16 protein-coding genes are annotated in these 24,161 nt (G+C 59.2%); 5 read left to right on the top strand and 11 right to left on the bottom strand.

The window, feature by feature from the left end:
* Nucleotides 1-22 precede the first annotated feature (22 nt).
* The 7 genes from AC07VR_RS29670 to glnE all read right to left on the bottom strand — a co-directional run bounded on the left by AC07VR_RS29670 (nt 23) and on the right by glnE (nt 9,655).
* Nucleotides 23-1,474, bottom strand: coding sequence for a lipopolysaccharide kinase InaA family protein (locus tag AC07VR_RS29670; RefSeq protein WP_495013393.1), 1,452 nt, complete (start codon nt 1,472-1,474; stop codon nt 23-25).
* Nucleotides 1,475-1,593: 119 nt separating this feature from the next.
* Nucleotides 1,594-2,400: a lipopolysaccharide core heptose(I) kinase RfaP gene (gene rfaP, locus AC07VR_RS29665; RefSeq protein ID WP_494993388.1), complete on the bottom strand. Its 807-nt coding sequence runs from the start codon at nt 2,398-2,400 to the stop codon at nt 1,594-1,596.
* Complete coding sequence (locus tag AC07VR_RS29660; protein WP_495013392.1) at nt 2,400-3,521, bottom strand: glycosyltransferase family 4 protein; 1,122 nt, start codon at nt 3,519-3,521, stop codon at nt 2,400-2,402. The genes rfaP and AC07VR_RS29660 overlap by 1 nt, the downstream gene beginning before the upstream one ends.
* Nucleotides 3,521-4,585: a lipopolysaccharide heptosyltransferase I gene (gene waaC, locus AC07VR_RS29655; protein WP_494993386.1), complete on the bottom strand. Its 1,065-nt coding sequence runs from the start codon at nt 4,583-4,585 to the stop codon at nt 3,521-3,523. Before waaC ends, AC07VR_RS29660 begins: the two co-directional genes overlap by 1 nt.
* Before the next feature lies 1 nt (nt 4,586).
* A complete protein-coding gene (waaF, locus tag AC07VR_RS29650) occupies nt 4,587-5,621 on the bottom strand; it encodes a lipopolysaccharide heptosyltransferase II (protein ID WP_495013391.1) in 1,035 nt (344 codons plus the stop codon).
* Between the two features lie 71 nt (nt 5,622-5,692).
* A complete protein-coding gene (locus AC07VR_RS29645) occupies nt 5,693-6,616 on the bottom strand; it encodes a branched-chain amino acid transaminase (protein WP_495013390.1) in 924 nt (307 codons plus the stop codon).
* Between the two features lie 99 nt (nt 6,617-6,715).
* On the bottom strand, nt 6,716-9,655 hold the full coding sequence (gene glnE / locus AC07VR_RS29640; RefSeq protein ID WP_495013389.1) for a bifunctional [glutamate--ammonia ligase]-adenylyl-L-tyrosine phosphorylase/[glutamate--ammonia-ligase] adenylyltransferase: 2,940 nt from the start codon (nt 9,653-9,655) through the stop codon (nt 6,716-6,718).
* Between the two features lie 383 nt (nt 9,656-10,038).
* Here glnE and aceE point away from each other — a divergent pair, with 383 nt between their 5' ends.
* The 5 genes from aceE (at nt 10,039) to msrA (ending at nt 20,024) form a co-directional block, all read left to right on the top strand.
* Nucleotides 10,039-12,684 carry a pyruvate dehydrogenase (acetyl-transferring), homodimeric type gene (gene aceE, locus AC07VR_RS29635; protein WP_494993382.1) on the top strand — a complete coding sequence of 882 codons (2,646 nt, stop codon included), beginning with the start codon at nt 10,039-10,041 and terminating at the stop codon, nt 12,682-12,684.
* Between the two features lie 11 nt (nt 12,685-12,695).
* Nucleotides 12,696-14,642, top strand: coding sequence for a dihydrolipoyllysine-residue acetyltransferase (aceF, locus tag AC07VR_RS29630; protein WP_495013388.1), 1,947 nt, complete (start codon nt 12,696-12,698; stop codon nt 14,640-14,642).
* Between the two features lie 354 nt (nt 14,643-14,996).
* The gene (locus AC07VR_RS29625) at nt 14,997-16,391 is read left to right on the top strand and encodes an alkaline phosphatase D family protein (protein ID WP_495013387.1); all 1,395 of its coding nucleotides are present in this window, start codon (nt 14,997-14,999) and stop codon (nt 16,389-16,391) included.
* Between the two features lie 217 nt (nt 16,392-16,608).
* Entirely contained in the window at nt 16,609-19,302 is a 2,694-nt protein-coding gene (locus AC07VR_RS29620) for a sensor domain-containing phosphodiesterase (protein ID WP_494993379.1), read from the top strand.
* A gap of 74 nt (nt 19,303-19,376) precedes the next feature.
* The gene (msrA, locus tag AC07VR_RS29615; RefSeq protein WP_495013386.1) at nt 19,377-20,024 is read left to right on the top strand and encodes a peptide-methionine (S)-S-oxide reductase MsrA; all 648 of its coding nucleotides are present in this window, start codon (nt 19,377-19,379) and stop codon (nt 20,022-20,024) included.
* Between the two features lie 112 nt (nt 20,025-20,136).
* Here the strand turns inward: msrA and AC07VR_RS29610 are convergent, their stop codons facing one another.
* From AC07VR_RS29610 to AC07VR_RS29595, 4 genes are all read right to left on the bottom strand, one after another.
* Complete coding sequence (locus AC07VR_RS29610; RefSeq protein WP_495013385.1) at nt 20,137-20,973, bottom strand: 23S rRNA (adenine(2030)-N(6))-methyltransferase RlmJ; 837 nt, start codon at nt 20,971-20,973, stop codon at nt 20,137-20,139.
* 231 nt (nt 20,974-21,204) lie between these two features.
* Entirely contained in the window at nt 21,205-21,528 is a 324-nt protein-coding gene (locus tag AC07VR_RS29605; protein WP_495013384.1) for a hypothetical protein, read from the bottom strand.
* 762 nt (nt 21,529-22,290) lie between these two features.
* The gene (locus AC07VR_RS29600; protein ID WP_494995525.1) at nt 22,291-22,707 is read right to left on the bottom strand and encodes a hypothetical protein; all 417 of its coding nucleotides are present in this window, start codon (nt 22,705-22,707) and stop codon (nt 22,291-22,293) included.
* A partial coding sequence (locus AC07VR_RS29595) for an RHS repeat domain-containing protein (RefSeq protein ID WP_495013383.1) occupies nt 22,704-24,161 on the bottom strand: 1,458 nt, incomplete at its 5' end. The genes AC07VR_RS29595 and AC07VR_RS29600, both read right to left, overlap by 4 nt.

Below are 24,161 nucleotides of genomic sequence, written 5' to 3'. Positions count from 1 at the left end.
CGCGATGGGCCGAAGGCCCGATCTACCGGGCGCCATCGATGGTCTTGGGCAACCGCTGATCAATCACTTGATACAGCGCACTGCCCTCAGGCCAATTGCGCATGAACCGAGCGCGATCCCGGGCGTAGGCCGGGGCGAAGCTGCTGGCCGAGTGGTGCTGACACATTGAGTCCAGATCGATCAACGCCCAACGGTCGTGATGCCAGAAAAGGTTATGGCCCTTGAAGTCACCGTGACTGATACGTTCGCGGATCAGCTCGGCGAACAAGTCATCCAGCGCCTGCAACTCGACCTGCGGCGCGTCACCGCTTTCAACAAACGGCGCAAAGCGCTCGATGATGTCCGGCCCGGGCAAGTACTCGGTGATCAAGTAGGCACGGCTACGCAACCAGAGAAAACGCCGTTCCAGTAACGCCAGCGGCTTGGGTGTGGCAATCCCCAGGAACGTCAGGCGATTGCCTTCACGCCATGAATGCCAGGCCCGGCTCGGGCGCCAAAAGCGCTTGAGCCAATGGGTGAAGCCCTTGATGTTGTAGCGCTTGATCACCAGCGAACGACCGGCCACCTCGACCCGCCCGACACTCGCGGCGCCGCCGGTTTTGTACAGGTGGCCCTGGTCGAGCAAGGCATCGGCCTGATCCAGCACTGACAGCATCGCCGACTCTTCCTCGCGACGAATCGCCCGCAAGACGAACGCACTACGCTGCACGCTGAACAGCGAGCAGTCACGACCAACCTTGTTGAGGATGTCGTTCAGGCGCCAGCTGCGTACTTTACTCACCTGTTTTTGCAGGGCTTCCAGCGGCAAGGCGTGTTCGCTATTGCTCAACAGATAATGCACCAGCAACTCTTCGGTGAACGGTTCAAAAGCCTTTGGCAGCTGCGCAAAGAAGACACCGAGGTTTTCCAGGACTTTTTGCCGAGACAGCGGCCTGCCCGCGTGCTCGACGCAGATCCCTGCACCGTCGATCAAATACAGCTGCCCCTGGTACCGCAGCAGGTTGTCCAGATGCAAGTCTTCCTGCCACAAGCCTTTGCTGTGCAGTTGACCAATGACCGCCAACGCCTCAGCCAGAACCGCTTGTTGCTCATCAGCCAACACCGGGAGCGCTTCGACGCGCTTCCAGGCATCACCCAGACTTTCAGCGCTTTCGAGAAAATCAAACAGCAACCAGCCGCCTTCGCCTTCCTTCAGGCCATCGGCCAATAGCAACGGCGTGGTCATGTCCTGGGCGGCGAGCAAACGCACGCCGTCCAGCTCACGCTGGAAATGCCGGGCCGCCTTGCGACCCACCAACAATTTGGCCAGGACCGGCCGCCCACGCCAAACGCCTACGCCGACATAACGCTGCCCCGGCAACACTCGCAACAAGCTGAGCAATTGTAACTGGGCCGGGCCGGCAGCATCCGCCAGTTCCAGACTCAGCGGCAGGCTTGGTGTGCGGCCGGCATTCTTCAATTCGGACAAACGCATCAATGGGTCTCCTTGTGGCTGCGCCGCGCGGTCAGATGCCGAACCCAGGCATCAATCATAGGAACGCTCAAAGGCTGATCCAGATGAGTGGCAAGCAAGCTCCAGCTTCAAGTCCGCCATCAGAGAGCATCTCCGTACCGCTGTTTACGCTCGTAAAGCTTGCCAGCCTTGCCTTCCAGTCGCGCGAGCAATGGCGCTTCGTCCCGCAGAATCTGCCGCAACGGCTGCTGAAAGTAGCCCTTGAGAAAACGCAGCTTGTCGCGGCGGGTCAGACCGATGTCCAGCGCCGAGAAATACAATGCCGCCAGATCCTTGTTGCGCCAGCGCAGGGTGATCTCCGGGCGGGTCTGGGCGCGGTGCAGGTCAATCACCGAGAGCTTCAAGTCGTCGGCAGTTACCGGTTTATCGGTGTGCAGCAGGAAATGGCAGATATAGCAGTCGCGGTGGTTGACCCCGGCTCGATGCATCATGCCGGTCATTCGCGCTACCTCAGCGATCAGCGCGCGCTTGAGCCTGGGCTCTGGCGGTTGCTTGACCCAATCAATGCTGAAGTCTTCGAGGCTGACGGTCGGCGCCAGCTCTTCGGTGACGATGAACGAATGCTGATCCGCCGGGTTGCTGCCGCGCTCGCCATAGGCGACGGCGGTCATGGTCGGCACGCCGACTTCATGCAGGCGTTCCAGCGCTCGCCATTCCTGTCCGGCACCGAGTACCGGCAGTTTGGCGGTGAGCAGATTCTTGAAGATTTCGCCCCAACCGATACCACGGTGGATTTTCACAAAGTAACCGCGCCCGGCGATTTCCGTACGCAAGGTACGGCGCGCCTCCAGCTCACGGTAAACCTGACCGCTGAGCCCCTCGACCTCAGCGAACGCGTCGCGCCCGGCCCAAAGGGCCTTGAACGGTTCGGCAAGAATCAACTTCATCAGTGTTGCTCCGCCAGAATCACATCCGCAGCGTGCTGCGGCATGCTATAGAGGTCGGCCGTCTCGGCGAAAGCCAGACCATTACGGCCCCAGGCCGTGCGTGCTGCATCGTCGCTCAACATGGTGCTCAGGTACTCAGTGAGTTGCGCCTGTTCGAACGGCTCGTCCAGCACCAGACCGCTTTCGGCCTCGGCGATGTAATGAGCGTAACCGCAGACCGCACTGACCAGCACCGGCAACCCTGCGACCAATGCTTCGAGCAAGACCGTACCGGTGTTTTCGTTGTACGCCGGGTGGATCAACAGATCGGCACCGAGCAGAAAACGTGGAATATCGCTGCGCCCCTTGAGGAACTGTACCTGATCACTCAAGCCCAGTGCCGCGCTCTGCAATTGGAATACTTTGGGGTCGTCCTGGCCAATTACAAACAGCCGGGTGCGTTTCTTCAACGCCGAAGGCAATGCCGCCAGCGCCTTGAGACTGCGATCCACGCCCTTGGTTTTGAAACCAGAGCCGATCTGCACCAACAACAGGTCATCGTCGGTCAGTTTGAATTCCTTGCGGAATTGGGCGCGAATCTCGGCCGCATTGGCCGGTGCACGACGATCCTGAGTGATGCCCGGCGGCAACAGGTGGAAGCGCTGCAAAGGCGTGTCGTAATGCTTGATGAACAGCGGCTGCTGGACTTCGGAAATCATCAGGACTTCGGTTTTGGCGTCTTTAGCGAATACCGCGCGCTCATACTCGGCGAAATGCCGGTAACGACCCCAACGGCGATAGAACGAATTGCGCAGGGTCTGCGCCTTGTCCTCGTAGCAGCCGTCGGCGGCGTAGTACACGTCCAGCCCAGGCATCTTGTTGAAACCGATCAAGCGGTCCACCGGACGCTTGGCCAGATCAGCCTCCATCCAGGCGCTGAGTTTTTCGTTGCGCCGATGGTTGAAGATCGCCTTGACTGGCGCCACCAGCACTTCGAAACCCGGCGGGATATCGCCTTCCCAGATCAGCGTGTAGACGCGAATCTGATGCCCGCGCTGCTGGCATTCCAGGGCGATACGCATGAAATCGCGCTGCAAACCACCAAACGGGAAATATTTATAAAGGACAAAAGCCAGTTGCATCAGCGTAGCTCCTCAGCCAGTAACAACGTGCTTAATCGGCTCGCGACACGCTCGGGATTCAGACGAGTGAAGCACAGCGGCCACTCGCGTTTGAGGTCAAACCGCTGCTGGTCCTGGGCAGTCGGCTGGTAGGTGCATTTCTTTTGCAGGCAAGGCGCGCAGCTTGGGAAGTCGCTCGCCAGATGAATCTGGCTCTTGCCATAGGCGCCGCTCAGGCCCGGATTGGTGGGACCGAACAACGAGAGTGTCGGCACATCCAGCGCCGCCGCCAGATGCCCGAGGCCGGTATCCACTGCGACGCACGCCTGCGCGCCGGCCAAGACCCTGGCCACACCGGCCAGATTCAGTTTTGGCAATACTTCGGCGTTCTTCAGACCACTGGCAATACGTTCAGCCCGGGCCTTTTCGGCCGGGTTGCCCCACGGCAGTTTCACCTCGACGCCCAACTGCCCCATGCGCTCGGCGAGCTCACGCCAATAGGCTTCGGGCCAGTGCTTGGTATCCCACGTGGTGCCGTGCAGAAATAGTACAAATGGGTTTTTGCGCGGCAGCTCAACCAGCTTCTCGATGTTCAGGCCATAGTCGCCGAGACCTTTGGGCAGGTCATAACCCAGCGCCACCGCGAACAACTGACGCACGCGTTCTACCGCATGCTGCCCTCGAGCCACCGCCAGACGCCGCGAATAGAAACGCGCAGCCAAGGGTTCGCGGGCCGACTGGCGATCAAGTCCGGCCACCGGAGCCTTGACGTACCGAGTCAGCCAGGCGCTTTTCAGCAAGCCTTGAGCGTCAATCACCAGGTCATATTCAGTCGCGCGAATGCTTTGCTTGAAGCGCCGCCATTCGCCACTTTTGATGGTCTGCCAGATGTTCTTGCGCCAGCGACGGATCGCCACCGGAATCACTTTGCCAACGGCCGGGTGCCAGGTTGGAATCTCGGCAAAGCCTTCTTCCACCACCCAGTCGAATGTGATCCCCGGAATCGCCCGCGCCGCGTCGGTCAATGCCGGCAAAGCATGAATCACATCGCCCAGGGAGGACGTCTTGATCAACAGTACCCGCAACTTACTGAACCTCGACCACAGAGCCCTGCAACCGCTGCAAGGCATCGACCACCGGTTGCGGCATGAGCTGACGCAAACAATTGTAATGGCCAAAACGGCAGGTGCGATCAAAGCATGGGCTGCATTCGATACCCAGCCGGACAATCTCGACCTTCTCCGCCAGCGGCGGGGTGAAATCCGGTGACGTCGAGCCGTAGACCGCCACCAGCGGCCGGTTCAACGCAGCCGCTACGTGCATCAACCCGGAATCGTTGGACACCACCGCATCCGCGCATGACAGCAAGTCGATGGCCTCGGCCAGAGAGGTGCCGCCACTGAGATTCACCGTCTCCTCACGCAGGCCAGGAATCAACCGCGCGCGAATGTCTTCGCCGACCGCGTGATCGTTCTTCGAACCGAACAGCCAGACTTGCCAGCCCTCGCGTATCTTCAACTCGGCGACCTTCGCGTAATGCTCGGACGGCCAGCGCTTGGACTCACCAAACTCTGCGCCCGGGCACAGCGCCAGCACCGGACGGTCCAGCTCCAGGCCGAACCTGGTCAGCGCAGCGTCGCGAGTGGCGTGGTCGATTTGCAGGGAGGGACGCGGATACGGTCGAGGCAACTCGGCACCGGAATCAACGGCCAGGGCCATAAAGCGCTCGATCATCAGCGGGTAACGCTCTTTGTCGAGCGTGCGCACATCGTTGAGCAGGCCATAGCGGAACTCGCCACGCCAGCCGGTGCGTTTCGGGATGCCGGCGAAAAACGGCACCAGCGCCGATTTCAGCGAGTTGGGCAGCAAAATCGCCTGATCGTATTGACCGGCCAATGATTTGCCGATGCGTCGGCGGGTCGCCAGTTCGAGCACGCCGTGGCCGAGCGGAAAGCTCAAGGCCTGCCGCACCTGGGGCATGCGCTCAAGGATCGGCCGGCTCCACTCGGGAGCCAGAACGTCGATCTCGCACTGCGGATGGCGCTGTTTCAGACACTGGAACAGTGTCTGCGCCATCACCATGTCACCGACCCAACTGGGCCCAACGATCAGAATTTTCATAGTTATCCACAAACGAGCAGGGAGGCATGACCAGTTGAACCGGCTGCCTCCCCGTCTTATTTATCCAGGCTTTATTTGACCAGTGTACGCCACTCGGCATGGGCGGACGTTTTGCCGCTGACCAGATCGAAGTAAGCCTTTTGCAATTTCTCGGTTACCGGGCCCCGACTGCCAATGCCAATACTGCGGCCATCGACTTCGCGGATCGGTGTCACTTCCGCGGCGGTACCGGTGAAAAACGCCTCGTCGGCGATGTACACCTCATCGCGGGTAATACGTTTTTCGACAAACCTGATCCCCAGCTCACTGGCCAGGGTCAGGACCGTACTGCGGGTAATGCCGTTCAGGCAGGCCGTGACGTCCGGGGTGTAAAGCACGCCATCCTTGACCAGAAACACGTTCTCGCCCGAGCCTTCGGCGACGAAACCTTCCGGGTCCAGCAACAAGGCTTCGTCGGCACCGCCGGACAAGGCTTCCTGCAATGCCAGCATCGAGTTGATGTAATGCCCGTTGGCCTTGGCGCGGGTCATGGAAATGTTCACGTGGTGCCGGGTGAAGGAACTGGTACGAACCTTGATGCCGGCGCGCAGCGCTTCTTCGCCCATGTAAGCGCCCCAACCCCAGGGTGCAATGATCACGTGAACTTTCAAACCGGTGGCGCGCAGCCCCATCGCCTCCGACCCGTAGAACACCATCGGGCGGATGTAAGCGCTGTCGAGTTTGTTCTCGAGCACCGCGACACGCGTCGCTTCATTAATTTCGTCTTTGGAAAACGGGATCTTCATGCCCATGATGTGGGCCGAGTCGAACAGACGATCGGTGTGCGCCTCCAAGCGAAAGATCGCCGTGCCTTGTGGCGTTTCGTAGGCGCGCACGCCTTCGAACACACCCATGCCGTAATGCAGGGTATGGGTCAGCACATGGGTGGTGGCGTCTCGCCACGGCACCAGCTTTCCGTCATACCAGATAACGCCATCACGATCGGCCATCGACATGATTCAGCTCCTCAGCAATCCTGCCCGAAAGCGTAGCAACCGGGCAAACAGGACGAGCCATCAGCGGCCCGCGGATACGTTCTATAGCTTTACTCAGTGCTAGCTCAACCCCAGTTCGGCCCAAATCCGCAGTACTTCCCGCCGTTCGGCCTCGAATTGATCACCGCCGATCACCCCGGCCTCATTCTGCAAAGCCTGACGGTGAGCGGCCGCACGGTAGGCCTTATAGGCCTCGCGCAACAGACTGGCATCAGTGGCAGGCATCAGCCCGACCTCCTCCAACCCTTCAAGAATGCGGATATTGTCGGTATAGCGCAGCAGCGACGGGTGCGCTTCGGACCACGCCAAAGCCGCGTATTGCACCATAAATTCAATATCGACGATACCTCCGGCGTCCTGCTTGAGATCGAAGGGCGAGGAGTCCTGAAAGGCATTTGCCGCGGTTCCGGCTGCTGTGGCTTTACTCCCCAGATTCTCGCGCATCTTGGCGCGCATCTCGCTGACTTCCTGACGCAGCCTGGGCAAATCACGCTTGCGCCCCAGCACCTGCGCCCGGACTTTCTCGAACGCCGCCCCGACCTGCTTGCAACCGACCAACACCCGCGCCCGCACCAACGCCTGATGTTCCCAGGTCCAGGCTTCATTCTGCTGATAACGCTCGAAAGCGCCAAGCGAACTGACCAGCAGCCCCGAAGCGCCGGACGGTCGCAGGCGCATATCCACCTCATACAGCTGGCCCGAGTTGGTCTGGGTAGTCAGCAAATGGATGATCCGCTGGCCCAGTCGGGTGAAGAACTGCGCACCATCGATGGGCTTGGCACCGTCGGTTTCCGCTTGCGGGTCGCCGTCATGGATAAACACCAGGTCCAGGTCGGAACCATGTCCGAGTTCCAGGCCACCGACTTTCCCGTAACCCACAATAATGAAGCCCGGATCGCACAAGGTGCCATCCGCGCGCTGCGGCGAACCATATTTGCTCACAGTCTGACGCCAGGCCAGCGCCAGCACTTGTTCGAGAATCGCTTCGGCCAGCCAGGTCAGGTAGTCGCTGACTTTCATCAGCGGCAAGCTGCCGGCGATTTCCGACGCAGCCACCCGCAGGCGGTGAGCCAGCTTGAAGTGACGCAAGGCTTCCATCTGTTGTTCGAGATCATCTTCAGGGATTCGCGTCAGCCGTTCGCGCAATTCGGCGGCCAGTTCCGGCGCCAGGGGCGGCTTGAACAAACGACCCTCGTTGAGCAACTCGTCGAGTAACAGCGGGAAGCGGGTGATCTGTTCAGCGATCCATGGACTGGCCGCGCATAAGGTCAGCAGTCGGCGCAAGGCTCCCGGGTTTTCCGTGAGCAGCACCAGATAGGCAGAACGCCGCGCCACCGCTTCGACTAGCGGCAACACCCGCTCCAGCACCAGATCCGGACTGGCATGCTCCACGGCCTGAGCCAGCAAGCGCGGAATAAATGCATCGAGCCGCTCACGACCGAGGCGCTGCATGGCGCGCAATTGCGGGCTACCGCGCAGAGCGGCCAGAGCTTTCAACGCTTTCGGTGCATCGACGAAACCGCCTTCCTCCAATTGCCGGCAAGCGGCGTCTTCGTCCTGAGCTTCTTCCCAGAGCGGTAGCCACTCACCACCGACCACCACTTGGCTTTCGTCACCCTCTTCTTCATCAGGGTCGGCGATCACCTGGCGGAAGTGCCAATCGACCCGGCCACGCCAATACATAAGTTGTTCATGGAACGCCGTCCAGTTGGCAAAGCCGAGCATGAAGGCGATTCGCGCCTGATCGCGCTCTCCGTCCGGGAGCATTTGCGTCTGACGGTCGGCAATCGCCTGGATCGCATGCTCGGTGTAACGCAGGAATTCATAGCCTTCGCGCAACTCGCTGATGACCGCAGGCGGCAAATAACCCTGTCCTTCCAGGGTACTCAGTACTTTTAATAGCGGACGCTGCTGCAAGCTCAGGTCGCGGCCACCGTGAATCAACTGGAACGCCTGGGCGATAAACTCGACCTCGCGAATCCCGCCGGAACCCAGCTTGATGTTCTCGGCCATGCCTTTGCGCCGGACTTCCTGCTGAATCAGCTGCTTCATGGTGCGCAGCGCTTCGATCGCGGAGAAGTCCAGGTAACGCCGATAAACGAATGGTCGCAACATGTCGAGCAATTGCGCACCGGCGACCTGATCCCCGGCCACCACCCGCGCCTTGATCATCGCGTAGCGTTCCCAGTCGCGGCCCTGATCCTGGTAGTACTGCTCCAGCGCGTTGAAGCTCAGCACCAGAGCGCCGGACGAACCGTACGGACGCAGGCGCATATCGACACGGAATACGAAACCGTCAACGGTCATCGGGTCCAGCGCCTTGATCAGCCGCTGACCAAGACGAATAAAGAACTCCTGATTATCCAGCGCGCGCTTCACGCCGACCGTCTCGCCGCCTTCGGGGTAGGCGAAGATCAAATCGATATCAGAAGAAAGGTTGAGCTCCACGGCGCCGAGCTTGCCCATACCAAGGATGACCATCTGTTGCGGCTCGCCACTGCGTCGACCGGTCGGCGTGCCAAACTGTTGGCAATGGCGCAGATACAGCCATTGATAGGCCTGATCGATGCTGGCGTCAGCCAGGTCCGACAGATCGCGACAGGTTTGCACCAGATCCGCCTGGCGGTTCAGATCGCGCCATATGATCCGCACCTGGTGCCGGGCACGCTGACGACGCAGGGCACGACCGAGCTCATCGTCGCTGTGTGCCAGTTGCACGGCGGCAGCGATCTGGCCGCACAACTCGCCGGGGGCAAAGCTGCGGTCCAGTTCGCCAGAGCGCACCAGCTCGAGCAACATCAAAGGGTCACGCAGGCTCTGTTCAATGACAAAGTCGCTGGACGCAGTCACGCGGGCAAATGCCGCCCAGCGCTCAGGCGACCATGAGGACAAACCATGATCATCATCCAGAGCGGCGACGGCAGTGCGTAACGACTGCTCGGCACGACTGACCAATGGCAGGAGAATGGCCGGCAGTTCGGCCAGCGCAGGCAGGCTCATGGTCTATCCTTGATCGGCGTATGAAAGTCCGATTGTAGTGATTTCAAGAAACACGCTACGTGAAGGACTGTCGAACAAAAGTTAGAAATAGCTGAAAAAACAATTTTCTTGGCAGTTAACATCAAGCTTCTACCTTTTCTTGTTCGATAAAGACCAACAATAACGATTATGCTCACCAGTCATAAGCCGCTTATCGGTCGATCTTCTGTAGTTTTACTACTGGTATATACATTCGAAAGGCTGAAATGGCCGACGATTTGTAGTAAAACTACACAACACCGGAGCAACCTTCCGGTAATCCAAGAATTTATGTCGTCTGCCCACAAGGCCAGTCGCAAACTCAGGCAACCGATTCTGGAAGCCTTTCCGCCCTGGAGCAAGCCATGCAAGACCTCGATCCCGTCGAAACCCAGGAATGGCTGGACGCCCTGGAATCGGTTCTCGACAAAGAAGGCGAAGACCGTGCTCACTATCTGATGACCCGTATGGGCGAACTCGCGACCCGCAGCGGCTCGCAACTGCCCTACGCCATCACCACGCCGTACCGCAACACGATCCCTGTTACCCACGAAGCACGCATGCCTGGCGACCTGTTCATGGAACGCCGCATTCGCTCGTTGGTACGCTGGAACGCGATGGCCATGGTGATGCGCACGAACCTGAAAGATTCTGACCTGGGCGGTCACATCTCCAGCTTCGCCTCCAGCGCAACCCTGTATGACATCGGCTTCAACTACTTCTTCCAGGCCCCGACCGACGAACATGGCGGCGACCTGATCTACTTCCAGGGTCACACTTCGCCAGGCGTTTACGCCCGTGCGTTCATGGAAGGCCGCATCACCGAAGACCAGATGGACAACTTCCGCCAGGAAGTCGACGGTCACGGCTTGTCGTCCTACCCGCACCCTTGGCTGATGCCTGACTTCTGGCAATTCCCGACGGTATCCATGGGTCTGGGCCCGATCCAGGCGATCTACCAGGCACGCTTCATGAAGTACCTGGAAGCCCGTGGCTTCATCCCTGAAGGCAAGCAAAAAGTCTGGTGCTTCCTGGGCGACGGCGAGTGTGACGAGCCGGAATCCCTGGGTGCCATCTCGCTGGCTGGCCGCGAGAAGCTGGACAACCTGATCTTCGTTATTAACTGCAACCTGCAGCGTCTCGACGGCCCGGTTCGCGGCAACGGCAAGATCATCCAGGAACTCGAAGGCGTGTTCCGCGGTGCTCAGTGGAACGTCAACAAGGTCATCTGGGGCCGTTTCTGGGACCCGCTGCTGGCCAAAGACGTCGACGGCATCCTGCAACGCCGGATGGACGAAGTCATCGACGGCGAGTACCAGAACTACAAAGCCAAAGACGGCGCGTTCGTGCGTGAACACTTCTTCAACTCGCCGGAACTCAAGGCGATGGTTGAAGACCTGTCCGACGACGAGATCTGGAAACTCAACCGTGGCGGCCACGACCCGTACAAGGTGTACGCGGCGTACCACGAAGCGGTCAACCACAAAGAACAACCGACCGTCATCCTGGCCAAGACCATCAAGGGTTATGGCACCGGTGCCGGCGAAGCGAAAAACACCGCGCACAACACCAAGAAGGTCGATGTCGAGAGCCTGAAGCTGTTCCGCGATCGTTTCGACATTCCGGTCAAAGACAACGAACTCGAAAACCTGCCGTTCTTCAAACCGGAAGAAGGCAGCGCCGAAGCCCGTTACCTGAGCGAGCGTCGCACCGCACTGGGCGGTTTCGTGCCTCAGCGTCGCGCCAAGAGCTTCAGCATTCCGACTCCGCCACTGGACACCCTCAAGGCTATCCTGGACGGTTCCGGCGACCGCGAAATCTCTACCACCATGGCCTTCGTGCGGATTCTTTCGCAGCTGGTCAAGGACAAGGAAATCGGTCCGCGCATCGTGCCGATCATCCCGGACGAAGCCCGTACCTTTGGTATGGAAGGCATGTTCCGTCAGCTGGGCATCTACTCCTCCGTCGGCCAGCTCTACGAGCCAGTCGATAAAGACCAGGTGATGTTCTACCGCGAAGACAAGAAAGGTCAGATTCTCGAGGAAGGCATCAACGAAGCGGGCGCCATGAGCTCCTTCATTGCCGCCGGTACTTCGTACAGCAGCCACAACCAGCCAATGCTGCCGTTCTACATCTTCTACTCGATGTTCGGCTTCCAGCGTATCGGTGACCTGGCCTGGGCCGCTGGCGACAGCCGTACCCGTGGCTTCCTGATCGGTGGCACCGCCGGCCGTACCACGCTCAACGGCGAAGGCCTGCAACACGAAGACGGTCACAGCCACATGCTGGCTGCGACCATCCCGAACTGCCGCACCTTTGATCCAACCTACGGCTACGAGCTGGCGGTGATCATCCAGGACGGCATGAAGAAGATGACCGAAGAGCAGCAGGACGTTTTCTACTACATCACCGTGATGAACGAAGCCTACACCCAGCCAGCCATGCCGGCCGGTGTCGAGGAAGGCATCATCAAGGGCATGTACCTGCTCGAGGAAGACACCCGCGAAGCGGCGCACCACGTACAGCTGATGGGCTCCGGCACCATCCTGCGTGAAGTCCGTGAAGCGGCGAAGATTTTGCGTGAAGAGTTCAACGTCGGCGCTGACGTGTGGAGCGTAACCAGCTTCAACGAACTGCGTCGCAACGGCCTGGCCGTGGAACGCAGCAACCGTCTGCACCCAGGTCAGAAGCCTCAGCTGAGCTACGTCGAAGAGTGCCTGAACGGCCGTCAAGGTCCGGTCATTGCCTCGACCGACTACATGAAACTGTTTGCTGAGCAAATTCGTCAGTGGGTCCCGTCCAAGGAATTCAAAGTCCTGGGCACCGACGGTTTCGGCCGCAGTGACAGCCGCAAGAAGCTGCGTCACTTCTTCGAAGTCGACCGTCATTTCGTGGTGTTGGCAGCCCTGGAAGCCTTGGCTGACCGTGGCGACATCGAACCTAAAGTGGTGGCTGAAGCCATCGCCAAGTTCGGTATCAACCCGGAAAAACGCAACCCACTGGACTGCTGAGGAGATTTTCTGTGAGCGAACTCATTCGCGTACCTGACATCGGCAGCGGTGAAGGTGAAGTAATTGAACTGATGGTCAAGGTCGGTGATCGCATCGAAGCTGACCAGAGCCTGCTGACACTTGAGTCGGACAAGGCGAGCATGGAGATTCCGGCCCCCAAGGCCGGTGTCATCAAGAGCCTGAAAGTGAAGCTGGGCGATCGCCTGAAAGAAGGCGACGAGCTGATGGAACTGGAAGTCGAAGGTGCCGCGGCGGCGCCAGCGGCTGCCGCGCCTGCTGCCAAGGCCGAAGAAAAACCGGCTGCCGCTCCTGCTCCTGCAGCGGCTGCTGCTCCAGCGGCTGCAACCACTCAGCAAGTGCACGTGCCGGACATCGGTTCGTCGGGCAAGGCCCAGATCATTGAGATCCAGGTCAAGGTCGGCGACACCGTCGAGGCTGATCAATCACTGATCACCCTGGAATCCGACAAGGCCAGCATGGAAATCCCTTCGCCCGCCGCTGGCGTGGTCGAAAGCATCAGCGTCAAGCTCAACGACGAAGTCGGCACTGGCGACCTGATTCTGGCCCTGAAAGTGGCGGGTGCTGCGGCACCGGCTGCTGCCGTGCCAGCTCAGGCTGCTGCGCCGGCCGCCGCTGCTCCAGCGCCAGCCGCCGCGGCCCCAGCTGCACCGGTAGCTGACAGCGTCCAGGACATTCACGTCCCGGACATCGGTTCGTCAGGCAAGGCCAAGATCATCGAAGTCCTGGTCAAGGCCGGCGACACCGTTGAGGCCGATCAGTCGCTGATCACCCTGGAATCCGACAAGGCGAGCATGGAAATTCCATCGCCTGCCGCTGGCGTGGTGGAAAGCGTTTCCATCAAGCTGGACGACGAAGTCGGTACCGGCGACCTGATCCTCAAACTGAAAGTCAAAGGCGCCGCTCCCGCTGCTGCTCCTGCGCCTGCCGCTGCGGCACCGAGCGCTCCTGCGCAAGCGGCAGCTGCACCTGTTGCCGCCACTCCTGTTGCTGCACCTGCTGCTGCCCCGGCCAAGCCTGGCGCCAAGGTTCACGCAGGTCCTGCGGTGCGCCAACTGGCCCGTGAATTCGGCGTCGAGCTGGGTGCAGTCAGCCCAAGCGGCCCGCACGGCCGTGTGCTGAAAGAAGACGTGCAGGTTTACGTCAAAGCCATGATGCAGAAGGCCAAGCAAGCACCAGCTGCTGGCGGCGCAACTGGCGGCGCGGGCATTCCTCCGGTTCCGGTGGTCGACTTCAGCCGTTTCGGCGAAATCGAAGAAGTGCCGATGACTCGCCTGATGCAAATCGGCGCGTCGAGCCTGCATCGCAGCTGGCTGAACATTCCGCACGTGACCCAGTTTGACCAGGCGGATATCACCGAGCTGGAAGCGTTCCGTGTTGCTCAGAAAGCCGTCGCAGAAAAGGCCGGCGTCAAGCTGACCGTGCTGCCACTGCTGCTCAAGTCCTGCGCGCACCTGCTCAAGGAACTGCCGGACTTCAACAGTTCGCTGGCGCCAAGCGGCAAAGCGATCATCCGCAAGAAGTACGTCAATATCGGCTTCGCCGTCGACACTCCAGATGGCCTGCTGGTACCGGTCATCAAGGACGTCGACAAGAAGAGCTTGCTGCAACTGGCTGCCGAAGCTGCCGTACTGGCGGAGAAAGCCCGGACCAAGAAGCTCTCGGCTGACGACATGCAGGGTGCTTGCTTTACCATCTCCAGCCTCGGGCACATTGGCGGCACCGGCTTCACGCCGATCGTCAACGCGCCGGAAGTCGCGATCCTCGGTGTTTCCAAGGCAACCATCCAGCCGGTCTGGGACGGTAAAGCCTTCCAGCCGAAACTGATGCTGCCACTGTCGCTGTCCTATGATCACCGTGTGATCAACGGCGCCGCTGCTGCACGCTTCACCAAGCGTCTGAGCGACCTGTTGGGCGACATCCGCACCATCCTGCTGTAAGCCTCAAACCGGCTCTTCTGTCATGGGAGAGCCGGCTCAGCACTGTTTCCGAGCGCCACGCTCGTACCTCAACCCCGCCAATTTGGCGGGGCTTTTTTTGCCTGAGCTTTTTTGTCTGGATTGATCTCCAGCCCTTCCCGATCAAAGTCGAATGTTCTGACGAGCCTGACAACTTCTCGCCTACAGCACGTTACCGAGCTACGGACTTCATACGTCCCCAAAAACCACACGCTAAAGCTCGCGACTTGAACAACCTGCCCCCCTCGTGTCGTTAACCCTATCGATACAAAACCCAACCCTTTACTGCGCTGGCAATAACTATTTATTAAAAGCTTTTTTCGACAGGACTCGAGAATGATCAAACCCAGCGTTGGCCCGATCATTGGCCATACCACTGCCCATCATTCGCGCATATTGCTGCGTGCCATTTATAGTCGAGCGCCTCTGACCTTCGGCGGTATTCGCCATCGCCGGGCGGGAGAGCAGGCATGGTCGCAAGGCGCTTTCGTCTTGCTGGACAAGCTGCACGATATGACGGGCATCGTTGTACTCAAAGGGCTGGAAGCGGATACCCGATACGAGTATCAGGCGGGCTGGTTCACCACGGCTGACAGGGGTGAAACCGTGGAAACCGTCCACGATCTTGCGCTGCGATGGCCAGAGCGTATTTATACGTTTAACACCTGTTCGAACGATAAGGCCCTGCCACGTTCCTATATCCTTGGCTCCTGCCGTTACTTGCGCATGACGTTAGGCATACCCTCAGATCCCGAACTGGGTGACGGTATATTTGCAGCGATCAACGCTTTGGTACGAGACTCCAGGACCCCGGTCGACGGGATGCTGATGACAGGGGATCAGGTGTACGTCGATGATCTGAATATCGTCGCGCCGGACCGCGAATACGAAGACATTCTGCACAAGTACCGGACGGCATTCTCTCAGCCGCATATCCACCAGCTGATGGCCCATGTGCCGACATACATGATTCTGGATGATCATGAAATCGAGGATAACTGGCCGGCCAGGGCCAGCAGCGGTGACCAGGCGCTGTTCAACAGTGCCATCCGCGCCTATGAGCTCTACCAGTGCAGCCACAGCCCGGCCCACGCGCTTTTGCCTTCAGGGCAGCTGGAGCGCAGTATTCCTCACTACTGGTATCAGTTCGCTCATGGAGATATTGAATGGTTCGTGCTGGATACCCGGACCCGGCGCACTCTTGCCAAAGAAGACCGACGCATTCTCGACAGTGAACAGGAACACGCGCTGCTCGACTGGCTTGTCACCAGCAACGCGAGGGTCAAGTTGGTGGTCAGCAGCGTCATGTTCTACCCGGACCGCAAGAACGATGACGGTGATGCCTGGAAATCTTTCCCGGCGCAGCGCGACCGGATCCTTGAATCCATCCGCAGCAACAAGGTCAAGAATGTGATCTTTATCGCCGGCGATGTACACGGCTCGCTGACCAGCCAACTGACCCACTGCGAAGACCCGGACTTCATGGTCCACACCATCGTTTCCTCACCGCTGTGCAACAGCAAGCTGCTGCCCTATGCCAACGCCGTCAGCTTCATCCTGGACCAACCGCTCGCCGGCCTTGGCCACGGCAGCTATCACCAGAAACTCACCAGCCCCGTGGTCAGCCAGGACAATTTCGCGCGCATGACCATCGATACCGAGCGCATCAACGTCGATTACTACGACAAACAAGGCACCCTCCTGCAATCAGTGGGTATTGCCCTGCGCTGATACCCAAGGCGCTGTGTCTATGGGGCAGGTGTACGCTGTCCCATGAACATCAGTTTGCGTGTCACCTGCAGAAATCCTCCACCGTGCCGACACATTCTTATAGCACTTAGCCTTCATCTCACTTGTCAGTCTGTGCCGCATGATGCAACCTTGCCGCAGGCAACAGTAAAGAGGGCGCGAGCCCGGCGCGATCAGCATTTTCGAAGCGAGTTTCCCCATGAAAAGCCAACCCGATGCCACCAGCCGTATGGTGGCCGAGGTAGTGACGCAGTTGCCTGTGCCCTCGCGGCTCGGCATGCTGCGTTTCGAGCGGCTGAATGAGGCTAGCTGGGCGCTGCTGTTCCTTGATCCCAATTGCGAACGTCAATTCGGTCTGGCTGCCGTCGAGCTCTGCGCACTCGTGGGTTCGCCCTATGCCAGCCTGATGGAGCCTGAAGCGCGCTATCAACTGCATGACGCGATTCAGCAGCAATTGACCGCAAGCCCGCATTACCTGATCCGCTATACGCTGCACACCAGCCAAGGGCCTTTGAGCCTGCTGGAACTGGGTGAGGCCTACAAACAACACAATCGGCACCTGCTACGCGGCTACCTGCTGGTGGTCGGGGGCCTGTTCAACGACGACCCGCAACAGCCAGTGCTGGATCTGGAGACTCAGAACACCCGCCTGCAGATTGCCCTGGAACTCAACCAGCGAGCGCAGCAGGAACAGCTCCAGCACCTGGAGCGGGTTCGTGCCCAGCAGGACCTGATTCTGCTCCTGGCTCGCCAGCGCTACAGCACCAACAATTCCCTGCAAGAAGCCGCCGAATTGATCACCCGCAGCGCCTGCGACATCTACGAGGTCGATAGTGCAAGCATCTGGAATCTCGTAGACCAGCATCTGGTGCCGATTTCTGCGTACAACCGAGGCTCCCGGGAATACCGGATGCCAGACGTCATCGATGCGAGCGGTTTCCCCGGCTATCTGGAAGCCCTGCACACCAGCCGGGCGATCGACGCCCATAACGTCATGCACGATTCACGCACCCGGGAAATGGCCGAGAGCCTGCGGCCGCGCAACGTCCACGCCTTGCTCGACGCCAGCATTCGTGTCGACGGCCAGGTAGTCGGCGTGCTCTGCCTTGAGCAGACCGGCATGACCCGCGCCTGGCAGTCGGATGAGATTGCCTTCGCCGGCGAGTTGGCCGATCAGTTCGCCCAGGTCATCAACAACCACAACCGACGCACCGCCACCAGCGCCCTGCACCTGTTCCAGAGGGCCGTCGAGCAAAGCGCCAACGCCTTTCTGCTGGTCAATTGCGAAGGCGTGGTGGAATACGTCAACCCGAGTTTTACCGCGATCACCCAGTACAGCACCGAAGAAGTCCACGGCCACAAGCTGTCGGAACTGCCGGCACTGGAAAACCTCAGCGAATTGCTGTTCGACGCACCGTCGAGCCTGGCCAAGAGCAACAGCTGGCAGGGCGAGTTCAAGAGCCGGCGTAAAAACCTCGAACCCTACTGGGGCCAGCTGTCGATATCCAAGGTCTACGGTGACAATCGAGAGCTGACGCATTACATCGGCATCTACGAAGACATCACCCAGAACAAGCTCGCCCAACAGCGCATCGAGCGCCTGGCCTACACCGACAACCTGACCAACCTGGGCAACCGCCCGGCGTTCATCCGCAACCTCGACGAGCGCTTTGCCCGCGACAGCGACACCCCGATCAGCCTGCTGCTGGTGGACATCGACAATTTCAAGCGGATCAACGACAGCCTCGGCCACCAGACCGGTGACAAACTGCTGATCAGCCTCGCCCGACGGCTGCGTAACAGCCTGAGCCCGAGCGGCAGCCTGGCGCGTTTCGCCAGTAACGAATTCGCCGTGCTGCTCGACGACACCGACCTTGAGGCCGGCCAGCAAGTCGCCAGCCAGTTGCTGATGACACTGGACAAGCCGATGTTCGTCGACAACCAGTTGATCAGCGTCACCGGCTCCGTGGGCCTGGCCTGCGCGCCGCTGCATGGCCGCGACCCGCAAACCCTGATGCGCAACGCCGGGCTCGCTTTGCACAAGGCCAAAGCCAACGGCAAGCATCAGGTTCAAGTGTTCACCGAAGCGCTGAACGCCGAAGCCAGCTACAAACTTTTCGTCGAAAACAACCTGCGCCGCGCCCTGACCCAGAACGAGCTGGAAGTGTTCTATCAGCCCAAGCTCTGCCTGCGCAGTGGCCGTTTACTGGGGATGGAAGCCTTGCTGCGCTGGAACCATCCGGAAAAGGGCATGATCCGCCCGGACCAGTTCATCAGCGTCGCCGAAGAAACCGGGCTGATCATTCCCATTGGTAAATGGGTCGCCCGTCAGGCCTGTTGCATGAGCAAGCAACTGAGCGCCGCCGGCCTGGGCGATCTGCAAGTGGCGATCAACCTGTCGCCCAAGCAGTTTTCCGACCCGGACCTGGTGGCGTCCATCGCCGGCATCCTCAAGGAAGAACAGCTGCCCGCCTCCCTGCTGGAGCTGGAACTGACCGAAGGCCTGCTGCTGGAAGCTACTGAAGACACTCACTTGCAGCTCGACCAACTGAAACGCCTGGGCCTGACCCTGGCCATGGACGACTTTGGCACCGGTTATTCATCCCTGAGCTACCTGAAAAAATTCCCGATCGACATCATCAAGATCGATCGCAGCTTCATTCATGAAATCCCGGATAACCAAGACGACATGGAAATCACCTCCGCGGTGATCGCCATGGCCCACAACCTGAAACTCAAAGTGGTCGCCGAAGGCATCGAGACCTCCGAGCAGTTGGCGTTCCTGCGCCGCCACCGCTGCGACGTCGGCCAGGGTTACCTGTTCGACCGACCGATCCCGGGCTCTGAGCTGATCGAAAAGCTTAAACGCTACCCGCGTGGCCCAATCGCCTGACAGCGCTGTAACACTCGGGCAAACTGTCAGTCTGACTTCTTACTGTTAACTCAATCTGACTGAGAGGACTGATCATGGTCTTGCGCTCGGAAATTCTGGTGAACAAAAACGTGCTCCCAACCAAAGAACAAGCTCTGCCTGGCCGCGAAACCCCGATGACCGTGCCGGAAAAACACTTCGTCCACGACGCCCCGTTGCTGGGCCCGTTCGTCACCGACGTGGATTTCGCGATCTTCGGCCTGGGCTGCTTCTGGGGCGCTGAGCGCAAGTTCTGGCAGCGCGAAGGCGTGGTCAGTACGGCGGTGGGTTACGCCGGCGGTTTTACGCCGAACCCGACGTATGAAGAAGTCTGCTCCGGCCTGACCGGCCACAGCGAAGTGGTACTGGTGGTCTACGAGCCGGCAAAAGTCAGCTACGAAGAGCTGCTGAAGATGTTCTGGGAACTGCACAACCCGACCCAGGGCATGCGCCAGGGCAACGACATCGGTACCCAGTACCGCTCGGTGATCTACGCCACCAACCCGACTCAGTTGGCCGCCGCCAAGCACAGCGAGCAAGTCTTCCAGACCGAACTGACCAAGGCTGGCAAAGGCACCATCACCACCGAAATCGAAGAAGCGCCGACGTTCTTCTTCGCCGAGGCTTATCACCAGCAATATCTGGCAAAGAACCCTGAGGGTTACTGCGGGATCGGCGGCACAGGCGTGACTTGCCCGATTTGATCGGGTGAAGCAAAAAGATCGCAGGCTGCGCCAACTCCTACGGGTGTATCGAAATCCCTGTAGGAGCTGCCGCAGGCTGCGATCTTTTGATCTTCAATCTGCTTACTGCTGATTACTCCGAAATCAACCAATCCATCTGCCAGCCACCCTGAGTCTGCCCCAGCTTCTTCGACAGCCATGGCAGCAACTCACGCAACTCCTCCTCCAGCCCCCACGGCGGATTGGCAATCGCCAGCCCGGAGCCGTTCAGGCTATTGGGCGTATCCAGTGGATGCACCAGCAACTCCACCCGCAACAGCTTCGGTGCACCGGTGCCCGCCAGGTCCTGATAGAACCGACGCAACATCCGTTGATCCTTCACCGGATACCAGATCGCCGCCACCGTCTGACGCATCCGGCCAATCGCCTCTTTCAACGACGCTGCACAGCGCTGCATCTCATCGAGCTGTTCGAACGGCGGATCGATCAACATCAACGCCCGCTTCTCCGCCACCGGCAACAACGCCCGCGGCACGTGCCAGCCTTCGCCCAGGTGCACCGCAACGCGGCGATCACCCTTCATGTTGTCCTTGAGCAAACGCCCGTCTTCCGGATGCTTCTCGTTGAGCAACACCCGATCCTGAGCACGGGTCAAACGTCGCGCCAGCTCCGGCGAGCCCGGGTAATAGCGTAACTCGCCATCCGGGTTCATCTCATGCAGCGCCTGCATGTAATCAGCGGTCAGCAGCGGCAGATCCGGCTCGTTCCACAACCGGGCGATACCTTCCAGATACTCGCCGGTGCGGCTGGCCTCGTCGCCCTTGAGGTCATACAGACCAATCCCGGCGTGAGTATCGAGATAGGCAAACGGTTGCTCCTTGCGCGACATCAAGGCAATGAGGCGGGTCAAGGTCAAGTGTTTGAAGACGTCGGCGTGGTTGCCGGCGTGGAAGGCGTGGCGATAGTTCATGGTTGCTCCTGCGCAGGAGACGAAGTTTACCTTGTACAGCGCGGGACGTCAGGGGTTCACAGCCAAGCGGACAGGCGCCGTTAACCTGTAGCAGCTGGCAAAGCCTGCGATCTTCCGATCGTTCCCACGCTCTGCGTGGGAATGCAGCCCGTGACGCTCCGCGTCACAAGAGCGGACGCAGAGCGTCCAGTGAGGCATTCCCACGCGGGAGCGTGGGAACGATCATCAGCGTTATTTCGAAACCTGCGCCTGCAACCGCCGCCCGATCACATCCAGCAAATCACACCCATCGCGCAACGCAATGGCGCACAACCGCGCAAAGTCATGCAGGATCACCGCATCGCTATGAATCTCCTCGCGCATCGCCAGGCTCTCCATCACCTGAGTAACAGCCCGAATGCGGTAATCGGCAGCCTCCAGCAACACATCGAGGGGAGCTTGAGTGTCGACAAACAGAGCCGGGATATCGCAATCGTTGCTGGTGAGGGCCATGTAGCGATTGGACGTTTGAGTGGTCGAGGTTGAAAGGGGTGGATCGGGGGTAAGTGTTTTCATTTTGAGACCTCTGGTAAGTATGGGAGCTACCATCGGCCTTCCTACAGGCTTGGGTGGCAGCTATACGCGGGGTAGGAATACCGAGTACCAGAGAAACTCGACCACGCCGAAGCGTGCCCGCGCACAGCCGCCGCAACTGATCTTACGGACACACAGTAACGGCCGCAAATCAGGCGTCGACGCTTACGCGTCTCTGATAGTTTTGAAGGGTTCCTACACCCTGCCACTGAATGCACAGTGACAGCCAAAGACTATCCATGGAGCTCATTGCGCGCCAGTTCACACAAACCACCACAACTCGCAGGAAATCTCCGACGAGTTCGCCCAGAATTTTAGTCGCCTGACAGACCGCCTTCGCGGGCAAGCCTCGCTCCTACAAGGGAACGCAATCAAATGTAGGAGCGAGGCTTGCCCGCGATCGAGCGCGTGAAAATGATCGTGGGTCGAGTCTGGGAAAATGTGCTCGCGGATTTAGACAGGAGCAATCCAGGTATCTTCGTTACTTATGATCGTTCCCACGCTCTGCGTGGGAATGCAGCCCGTGACGCTCTGCGTCACTGCCGAAGCGGACGCGGAGCGTCCAGTGAGGCATTCCCACGCAGAGCGTGGGAACGATCCAAATATGGCTCATTTAAAAAAGGATCTTTAACCATTAATAACCACCTTTTAATCCGGTCAGGCCTCGCACCAGCAGAAATCAACCGTTTCAATCAGCTCAGGTAGCAGGCACCGTTCACGCCACTCTCCTTTCCATCATTCTGCTCACCAAGTCGACTGATCTTCGAGGCTGGCTTTTAGCAATTCGTCTTTCCACTCATCACTCAGCACACTGTAAATATCCTCAAAAAACGCTCGGGGATTTTCCATCACATCCCAGTAATCCGGAAATCGGTTGGTGCTTTCGCAGTCATGCTCTAGCAATGCCTGAAAATCATATGATTCGTCTTGCAGTGCAGCCTCAAGGACAGCAACCAGTAAAAATTTATGCCTATAACTCAAATAATCGTAGCTCTCTACGATATATTTTTTCGTGAGTACTCTTCTATCAGCAGAAATATTAACGTTGTACTTTTCGAGTTCTAGACCAAGAGTATGCTCCCGATCATAGATATCAAAATCACCGATAATTTCCCTCACCGTAGGCGCATATGGCATATCTAAAACTGGATCCTTAATCATTTAATTATCACCGGATGCGATGTGAAAGGCTTTTGAGTTCGTCCTTTACTAAACTTTGTTTCTGAACCATGCATATCTTCGATAAAAAGAGGGCTTTCTTTGTCTTTTTTATTCGGCTTGTAACCTCGTCCAACACTTTCATTCTCCCTACGAACCACCCAATATCCATTGACATCTTTTCCGGTAAACTGCGGAAGCCCTCGAACGACTCTTGTCATATCATCATTTAACGTATGCATATGTAAATTCCAGCTTTTATATTGCGAGCTCAAGTTCCCTCTTTTTTCTTTATGAGGAATTTTAGTTATGGGATCCGTACCGTCTATCGCACGCTGCCGAATGACGGCATCTGGGACCTCAACACTATGCTTACCGATCGTATGCATATCGTACTTTTCTTCTAGCCGTCCAACCCAACGCTTGGCCACTTCCTCTTTAAGAACTTCTATCCTCGCCCGCCGCTTATCAGCATTCATCTTCGGCAGCGGAGGCTCACCCTCATTCACCCGAGCCTTAACCGCCGGGTCTTCCGCCCCCGTCGCCGGCTTGCACCCCTCCCCGCCCGGGCAGGTACTCAACCCCAACGGATCCACCCAGCCCGTCGGGTTCGGGGTGTATTGGTAGGCGTTCAGCCCACCGGCGAGTTTGCTCGGGTCCGGGGTCAGGTAGCGGCCGTTGTCCGGAGTGTAGTAGCGATGGCGGTTGTAGTGCAGGCCGCTCTCGGCGTCGCAGTATTGGCCCTGGAAGCGCAGCGGTTGCTCAAGCTGTTCTTCGCTGTCTTGCTTGAGCCGGGCGAGTTTGCCGTAGGCGTGGTATTGCGCCGACCAGACGATTTCGCCGCTGTAGGCGGTGAGTTCCTGCGGGGTGCCGAGGTGGTCGAGTTGGTAGTAGAACGGGCAGGCATTCCGTGGGCCTTCGCCGTCGAGCAGGGCCAGCGGGCGGCAGCTGCCGGGTTCGTAGACGTAGCTGCGGTAGTGGCTGCTGCCGCGTTCGGCGATCAGCTGGTCGCCTTGCCAGAAGAATTCGGTGCTCTGCCCGTCGACGGTTTTCGCGATGCGCCGGCCGAAGGCGTCGTAGCGGTAGCTGGCGCCACGGCCGTCGGGGCGGGTCATGCCGATCAGCCGGTGCTGGCAGTCGTAGCGGTATTCGCTGACGAGGCACTGGGCCTTGCCGCGGCGTTCGCGGATCAGGTTGCCATAGGCGTCGTAGTCGTAATGGCGGTCGCCGTGCATCCGCAGGCGGTTGCCCTGGACGCGGGCCGGGCCGGGGCGGTCCTGCATCAGCAGGTTGCCGGCCGGGTCGTGGCTGAAGTGTTCCGGGGGTTCGCCGTGGGGATGGCGCACGCCGAGCAGCCGGTCTCGCAGATCGTAGTCATAACGGCGCTGGCCGTGGCGACTGTCGCTGAGGAGGGCCAGGTTGCCGTTGGCGGCGTAGCGGTAATGCCGGTGGTACCG

The organism is Pseudomonas sp. GW821-FHT02H09, from assembly GCF_059421425.1.
This window is presented reverse-complemented; position numbering and strand designations above follow the sequence as displayed.

Coding starts and splice junctions, on each gene's coding strand:
- AC07VR_RS29670 (WP_495013393.1), bottom strand. CDS start 1,474: ATGCGTTTGTCCGAATTGAAGAATGCCGGCCGCACACCAAGCCTGCCG.
- rfaP (WP_494993388.1), bottom strand. CDS start 2,400: ATGAAGTTGATTCTTGCCGAACCGTTCAAGGCCCTTTGGGCCGGGCGC.
- AC07VR_RS29660 (WP_495013392.1), bottom strand. CDS start 3,521: ATGCAACTGGCTTTTGTCCTTTATAAATATTTCCCGTTTGGTGGTTTG.
- waaF (WP_495013391.1), bottom strand. CDS start 5,621: ATGAAAATTCTGATCGTTGGGCCCAGTTGGGTCGGTGACATGGTGATG.
- AC07VR_RS29645 (WP_495013390.1), bottom strand. CDS start 6,616: ATGTCGATGGCCGATCGTGATGGCGTTATCTGGTATGACGGAAAGCTG.
- glnE (WP_495013389.1), bottom strand. CDS start 9,655: ATGAGCCTGCCTGCGCTGGCCGAACTGCCGGCCATTCTCCTGCCATTG.
- aceE (WP_494993382.1), top strand. CDS start 10,039: ATGCAAGACCTCGATCCCGTCGAAACCCAGGAATGGCTGGACGCCCTG.
- AC07VR_RS29625 (WP_495013387.1), top strand. CDS start 14,997: ATGATCAAACCCAGCGTTGGCCCGATCATTGGCCATACCACTGCCCAT.
- AC07VR_RS29620 (WP_494993379.1), top strand. CDS start 16,609: ATGAAAAGCCAACCCGATGCCACCAGCCGTATGGTGGCCGAGGTAGTG.
- msrA (WP_495013386.1), top strand. CDS start 19,377: ATGGTCTTGCGCTCGGAAATTCTGGTGAACAAAAACGTGCTCCCAACC.
- AC07VR_RS29610 (WP_495013385.1), bottom strand. CDS start 20,973: ATGAACTATCGCCACGCCTTCCACGCCGGCAACCACGCCGACGTCTTC.
- AC07VR_RS29605 (WP_495013384.1), bottom strand. CDS start 21,528: ATGAAAACACTTACCCCCGATCCACCCCTTTCAACCTCGACCACTCAA.
- AC07VR_RS29600 (WP_494995525.1), bottom strand. CDS start 22,707: ATGATTAAGGATCCAGTTTTAGATATGCCATATGCGCCTACGGTGAGG.